General features: G+C 61.0%; 6 protein-coding genes. All 6 read right to left on the bottom strand.

The window, feature by feature from the left end; translation table 11 throughout:
- Positions 1–181 precede the first annotated feature (181 nt).
- Positions 182–1,150: a sulfate/molybdate ABC transporter ATP-binding protein gene (locus tag JFT58_RS29390; RefSeq protein ID WP_034125451.1), complete on the bottom strand. Its 969-nt coding sequence runs from the start codon at positions 1,148–1,150 to the stop codon at positions 182–184.
- 3 nt (positions 1,151–1,153) lie between these two features.
- Entirely contained in the window at positions 1,154–2,026 is an 873-nt protein-coding gene (gene cysW, locus JFT58_RS29385) for a sulfate ABC transporter permease subunit CysW (protein ID WP_054896816.1), read from the bottom strand.
- 13 nt (positions 2,027–2,039) lie between these two features.
- Positions 2,040–2,858, bottom strand: a complete 819-nt coding sequence (gene cysT, locus JFT58_RS29380) for a sulfate ABC transporter permease subunit CysT (RefSeq protein WP_032894195.1) — start codon at positions 2,856–2,858, stop codon at positions 2,040–2,042.
- 194 nt (positions 2,859–3,052) lie between these two features.
- Complete coding sequence (locus tag JFT58_RS29375; RefSeq protein ID WP_014716420.1) at positions 3,053–4,063, bottom strand: sulfate ABC transporter substrate-binding protein; 1,011 nt, start codon at positions 4,061–4,063, stop codon at positions 3,053–3,055.
- A gap of 64 nt (positions 4,064–4,127) precedes the next feature.
- Positions 4,128–4,310, bottom strand: a complete 183-nt coding sequence (gene oscA / locus JFT58_RS29370; protein ID WP_003170956.1) for a sulfur starvation response protein OscA — start codon at positions 4,308–4,310, stop codon at positions 4,128–4,130.
- 297 nt (positions 4,311–4,607) lie between these two features.
- Positions 4,608–6,524: a phosphodiesterase DibA gene (gene dibA / locus JFT58_RS29365; RefSeq protein ID WP_054896817.1), complete on the bottom strand. Its 1,917-nt coding sequence runs from the start codon at positions 6,522–6,524 to the stop codon at positions 4,608–4,610.
- Positions 6,525–6,585 lie beyond the last annotated feature (61 nt).

Below are 6,585 nucleotides of genomic sequence, written 5' to 3'. Positions count from 1 at the left end.
GTTGCGGCAGGACCTCAAGCGCCAGATTGAAGAGCGCTCTGGGCCGGTGGCGCGGCGCGGTCTTGATCGGTCCCATGCTCTGCGTGGGAATGCAGGCCAGGACGCTCCGCGTCCAAAAGCGTGACGCAGAGCGTCACCAGAGGCGTTCCCACGCAGTGCGTGGGAACGCCTCTGGTGACGCTCAGGTTTTGGGTTTGAAGAACAGGGTCTCGCCCCGCGCCAGGCCGGTGAGGCTGTCATGGTCTTTCACCACTTCGGCCTCGATCAATTCACTCTGGCCTTCAACCTTCAAGGTCACGCGAGTGGTCGCGCCCAACGGCCGAATATCCCGCACTTGCGCCGCATGGTGATCTTCCAGTTCATGGCGTGACAGCGACACTTCGTGGGGGCGGAACAGCAGGTGCTTGTCTTCGCCCAAATGCAAGCGGTTGGAGTCACCCAGGAAGTGGTACACAAAATCGCTGGCCGGGTTTTCGTAGACGTCGCCCGGTGAACCGATCTGCTCGATCACGCCCTTGTTCATCACCACGATACGGTCGGCGACTTCCATGGCCTCCTCCTGGTCGTGGGTCACGAAGACCGAGGTCAGGTTGATGTCTTCGTGCAGGCGCGCCAGCCAGCGGCGCAGTTCTTTACGCACCTTGGCGTCGAGGGCGCCGAAGGGTTCGTCGAGCAGCAACACCTTGGGCTCCACCGCCAGGGCGCGGGCCAGGGCGATACGCTGGCGCTGGCCACCGGAGAGTTGTTCCGGGTAACGGTCCGACAACCAATCAAGCTGCACCATGTTCAGCAGCTCGTGAACCTTGCTGGCGATCTGGCTTTCGGTGGGGCGTTGGTTTTTCGGCTTCATGCGCAGGCCGAAAGCGACGTTGTCGAACACGGTCATGTGGCGGAACAGCGCGTAGTGCTGGAACACAAAGCCCACGTTGCGATCACGCACATCGTGGCCGGAGACGTCTTCGCCGTGGAACACAATACTGCCGGTATCCGGGGTTTCCAGGCCGGCAATGATGCGCAGCAGCGTGGTCTTGCCGCAGCCGGACGGGCCCAGCAACGCCACCAGCTCGCCACTCTGGATATCCAGGTTGATGCTGTCCAGGGCCTTGAAGGCATTGAAGTTCTTGCTGACATTACGGACTTCGATCGACATGACTTATTCCTCACCCGCGCTGTTGCGCAGGCGGTTGATTCGGTTCTCGCTCCACTGCTTGAGCAGCAGGATGAAGAGCGCCAGGATCAGCAACAGGCTGGCCACCGCAAACGCGGCAACGTGGTTGTATTCGTTGTAGAGAATCTCGACATGCAGCGGCAGCGTGTTGGTGACGCCGCGAATGTGGCCGGACACCACCGACACTGCGCCGAACTCACCCATGGCTCGCGCCGTACACAGCACCACGCCGTAGATCAGACCCCACTTGATGTTCGGCACGGTGACATGCCAGAACATCTGCCAGCCATTGGCGCCCAGCAGGCGTGCGGCTTCTTCTTCCTGGGTGCCCTGCTCCTGCATCAGCGGGATCAGCTCACGGGCCACGAACGGCACGGTGACGAAGATGGTCGCCAGCACGATGCCCGGCAGGGCGAACACGATCTGGATGTCGTGGTCTTGCAGCCACGGCCCGAAGAAGCCCTGGGCGCCGAACATCAACACGTACACCAGGCCTGCGATCACCGGCGACACCGAGAACGGCAGGTCGATCAGCGTGACCAGGATGCTCTTGCCACGGAACGAGTACTTGCTCACGCACCAGGCGGCGCTGACGCCGAACACCAGGTTGAGCGGCACCGAAATCACCACGGCGATCACCGTGAGTTTCAGCGCCGACAGCGCGTCGGGTTCAAGGATTGCGCTGAAGAACGTGCCGAGGCCGTTTTTCAAGCCCTGGGACACCACCACCAGCAACGGCAGCAGCAGGAACAGCGCGAATACCAGCCAGCCAAGGCCGATCAGGATACGTCGCGAGGTCGCGCTGCCACGGCGGGCGGCGTTGGCCGAGGACGCGGCAGAAATAGACGATTGGGACATGTTCCGCGCCTCCTTATGGACGTTCGATGCGCCGCTGCAACAGGTTGATCAGCAGCAGCAAGACGAAGGACACCACCAGCATCAGCACACCAATGGAGGTGGCGCCGCGGTAGTCGTATTGGTCGAGCTTGACCATGATCAGCAATGGCAGGATTTCGGTTTTCATCGGCATATTGCCGGCGATGAAGATCACCGAACCGTACTCACCCACGCCTCGGGCAAAGGCCAGGGCGAAGCCGGTCAGCCAGGCGGGCAGCAATGCCGGCACTAGGATGTAGCGGAACACTTGCAACGGCTTGGCGCCGAGGCAGGCAGCGGCCTCTTCGATTTCCCGGGGGATATCGGCCAGTACCGGCTGCACCGTGCGCACCACGAAGGGCAACGTGACGAAGGTCAGCGCCAGGGTGATACCCAGGGGGGTGTAGGCGATCTTGAAGCCCAGGTCGGTGGCAAACTGGCCGACCAGGCCGTTGGGCGCGTACAGCGCCGTCAGCGCGATACCGGCGACGGCGGTGGGCAGGGCGAACGGCAGGTCGATCATCGCGTCGATGACTTTGCGCCCGGGGAAGGTGTAGCGCACCAGCACCCAGGCCAGCAAAGTGCCAATCACACCGTTGATGAGTGCGGCGTACAGCGCGGTGCTGAAGCTCAGCTTCAAGGCCGCCAGTACACGAGGTGCGGAAATGATGTTCCAGAACTGATCCCAGGTGAGTTGAGCGGCGTGTACAAACATCGCCGCCAGCGGGATGAGTACGATCAGGCTGAGGTACACGACGGTGTAGCCCAGCGTCAGCCCGAAGCCGGGTATGACGGGGGAGATACGACGCGACATAAGAGTCCTTGGTTAGCGGAACGGATATGCGTGCGGCCCACTGTGGCGAGGGAGCTTGCTCCCGCTGGGCTGCGAAGCGGCCCCAGAACCAGGCAACCACGATGTACCGTGAGTACCGGTTTTGGGAGTGCTTCGCACTCCAGCGGGAGCAAGCTCCCTCGCCACAACAAGCCCCGCGCAATAGTCGGTGTTGATTATTGCGCCGTGTAGATCTGGTCGAACACGCCACCGTCATTGAAGAATTTCGGTTGGGCAGTTTTCCAGCCGCCGAAGTCTTTGTCGATAGTCACCAGGTCCAGTTTCGGGAACTGCTGGGCGTATTTGGCGGCGACTTTTTCATCCCGTGGACGGTAGAAGTTCTTCGCCGCAATCTCCTGGCCCGCCGGGCTGTACAGGTGGTTGAGGTACGCGGTGGCGATCTCGGTGTTGCCCTTTTTCTCGGCGTTCTTGTCCACAACGGCCACAGGCGGTTCCGCCAGGATCGACAGGGAAGGCACGACGATGTCGAACTTGTCGGCGCCGCCGTCTTCCTTCAAGGCCAGGAACGCCTCGTTTTCCCATGCCAGCAGCACGTCACCCTGGCCGTTGTTGACGAAGGTAATGGTAGAACCGCGCGCGCCGGTGTCCAGTATCGGCACGTGCTTGAACAGCTCTTTGACGTATTCCTGGGCCTTGGCTTCGCTGCCGCCGGCCTTGAGGCCGTAGGCCCAGGCGGCGAGGAAGTTCCAGCGTGCACCGCCGGAGGTTTTCGGGTTGGGCGTGATCACCGACACGTCTTTCTTGATCAGGTCGCCCCAGTCCTTGATGCCTTTGGGGTTGCCCTTGCGCACCAGGAACACGATGGTGGAGGTGTATGGGGTGCTGGCGTCCGGCAGGCGGGTCTGCCAGTTCTCCGGCAGGGTCTTGCCCAGCTTGGCGACTTCATCAATGTCACCGGCCAGGGCCAGGGTCACTACGTCGGCGCGCAGGCCGTCAATCACTGCGCGTGCTTGCTTGCCCGAGCCACCGTGGGACTGCTGGATCTTCACGTTGTCGCCGGGGTGGGACTGTTTCCAGAAGCTGGTGAACTCAGCGTTGTAATCCTGGTACAGCTCACGGGTGGGGTCGTACGAGACGTTGAGCAACTCGTAGTCCTTGGCAACGGCGGAACCGGCAAACACGGCACTGGCCAATGCGGCCAAGGCATAACGGCGAATCGACGACATAGAAGCTCCTGAAATTCTTGAGTGTTGGCTTTTCTTGTAATTGCGGGTCTATCGCCGTTCTTGCTCAGCTCGGTTTGTTACCGGGGTTCTGCAGACGGAATTTTTCCTTGCGTTCGATCTGTACCACTTGGGCGTTGTGTACGGTGATTTCCACCGCGCCAAACCGCAGATCGCGCAGGGCGCTCTGGATTTCACGCAAAATGGCTGCTTCGTCCTGGCCGTCAACGCTACGTAGAGATGCGCTCATGGTCTCGCTCCTGAAAATGAGTAGTGCCTGGCAGTGGCGGCACTGCTTGCGGCGTGAGGGCGATAGTAGATAAGCGCGGATATTCTTAAAAATACTATTTAAGAATGTTTATATAACCAGAAAGAATTTTCTAATAGGGCATGGGGTTGCAAGGGTTTCGGCAGAAAAAACGCTCACACACAGGCGCCGCAGAACCCCTGTGGGAGCTGGCTTGCCTGCGAAAGCGGTGGTGCAGTTACAGATACAGTGACTGACACGCCGCCTTCGCGGGCAAGCCCGGCTCCCACATTGGCCGAGTCAGTCCTGACGAATCAGAGGGGCTCGGGTCCAGTCGATTTCATCAGCCGGCATCGGCCGTCCAAACCAGTACCCCTGGCCCATGTCGCATTCCTGATCCAGCAGGAACCGCGCCTGTTCCACCTGCTCGATCCCTTCGGCGTGCACCTGCATGCCCATGCTTTTGGCCAGGGCGATCACCACGCGCACAATCGCGGCGTCGTCTTCGTCCCACGGCAAGCCCGCCACAAAGCCCTGGTCGATCTTGAGCTTCTGCACCGGCAGGCGTTTGAGGCGCAACAACGAGGAATAGCCGGTGCCAAAGTCGTCGATCGCCAGGCGCAGGCCCAGTTCGCGCAGGCGGTGCAGTTGCTCCAACGCGACTTCCGGGTCGTCCATCACTGCGCTCTCGGTGACCTCCAGCTCCAAGAAGGCCGGATCCAGCCCAGTGGTGTGCAGCACTTGGGCCACTTGCTCATACAGCTCGCGCCGGGCAAACAGGCGGCTGGAGACATTGATTGCGATAAAGCTCAGCGGCGCGCCGTCGGCCAGCCACTGGCACATTTGGCGGCAGGCCTGGTCCATCACCCACGCATCGATCTCGGCAATCAGCCCGGTGCGTTCGGCGATGGGGATGAACTCGCCCGGGGGTACCAGGCCGCGCTCCGGGTGCTGCCAGCGCACCAGTGCTTCAACGCCGACCAAACGGCTGTCATGCAGGTCGTGCACCGGCTGGTAATAGACGCGCAGCTCATGTTGGTCGAGGGCGCGACGCAGCTCGCCAGCGATTTCCACCCGATGCTGGGCGTGGGCGGTCAGCTCTTCGGTATACAACGCGTAGCCTTCGCGCCCGGCGCTCTTGGCCTTGAACAACGCGGAATCGGCGTTACGCAGCAGTTGCTCGGCGCTCAGGGCGTCACTGGGGAACAGGCTGATACCGATACTGGCGCTGATAAACAGCTGGTTGCCGTCAAAAATGAACGGATCCTTCATGGCGTTGAGCATGCGCTGCGCCAAGGCCGCCGCTTGCACCACCTGCGGGCAGCTTTCTGCCAGCACGGCAAATTCGTCGCCCCCCAGGCGCGCCAGGGTAACCCCCGGCCCAAACAGGCCGCTGAGGCGTTCGGCCACCAGTTTGAGCAACTGATCGCCAACGTTATGGCCGAGGCTGTCGTTGATGATCTTGAAGTGGTCCAGGTCCATCAACAGCAGGGCGCAGCCACGTTTATGCACCTGCGCGGAGGCCAGGGCCTGCTCGGCGCGATCGGTGAACAGCAGGCGGTTGGGCAGATCGGTGAGCGGGTCGTGATGGGCAAGGTGCGCCAACTCGTGCTCAGAGTTCTTCATGGCGCTGATGTCCGAAAACACCGCCACGTAGTGGCTGACCTTGCCTTGGTCATCGTGAATCACCCGGATGGTTTGCCACTGGGGGTAAACCTCGCCGCTTTTACGGCGGTTCCAGATTTCCCCGCTCCATTCGCCGGTGCTTTCCAGGGCCTGGAACATTTGCTGGTAGAAATGCGCCGAGTGGCGCCCGGACTTGAACAGGCTTGGCCGTTGGCCCATGACGTCCTCGCACTGGTAGCCGGTGATCTCCATGAAAGCGCGGTTAACGTGCACGATCAGCCCTTGGGTATCGGTGACCAGCACCCCTTCGCGGGTGCAATCGAACACCGCAGCGGCCTGGCGCAGGCGCTCGCGGTTCTCTTTCAGGGGTTGTTGCAACGCATGGGCACGGGCAAAACGCCGGCCTATCCAGTAGATGACCAAGGCGCTGAGGCTGACCCACACATAACCGCGCGCCTGCAGCCAGCGCCCCAGCGCCCAAGGTTCATCGATAAAGTTGATTAATAGGTAATTGCTGAGCTGGAGCCAAACGATAGAAACCAGCAGGTACACCAACCCCGCACGTAGGGCACCTCGGTATGAAAACAGCATATGCTTAGTAATCCTTACTAAATAACCAGAATCGCCCTACAAAGGATCAGGATTATAGAGT

Origin of the sequence: Pseudomonas sp. MF6767 (genome assembly GCF_016405475.1) — a bacterium.
Lineage (GTDB): Bacteria > Pseudomonadota > Gammaproteobacteria > Pseudomonadales > Pseudomonadaceae > Aquipseudomonas > Aquipseudomonas paracarnis.
Note: the sequence above shows the minus strand (reverse complement) of the source record. Positions and strands in the feature narration are given on the sequence as shown.

Bases quoted from the DNA above. Each gene is read 5' to 3' on its own strand.
- JFT58_RS29390 (WP_034125451.1), bottom strand. From the start codon at position 1,150: ATGTCGATCGAAGTCCGTAATGTCAGCAAGAACTTCAATGCCTTCAAG.
- cysW (WP_054896816.1), bottom strand. From the start codon at position 2,026: ATGTCCCAATCGTCTATTTCTGCCGCGTCCTCGGCCAACGCCGCCCGC.
- cysT (WP_032894195.1), bottom strand. From the start codon at position 2,858: ATGTCGCGTCGTATCTCCCCCGTCATACCCGGCTTCGGGCTGACGCTG.
- JFT58_RS29375 (WP_014716420.1), bottom strand. From the start codon at position 4,063: ATGTCGTCGATTCGCCGTTATGCCTTGGCCGCATTGGCCAGTGCCGTG.
- oscA (WP_003170956.1), bottom strand. From the start codon at position 4,310: ATGAGCGCATCTCTACGTAGCGTTGACGGCCAGGACGAAGCAGCCATT.
- dibA (WP_054896817.1), bottom strand. From the start codon at position 6,524: ATGCTGTTTTCATACCGAGGTGCCCTACGTGCGGGGTTGGTGTACCTG.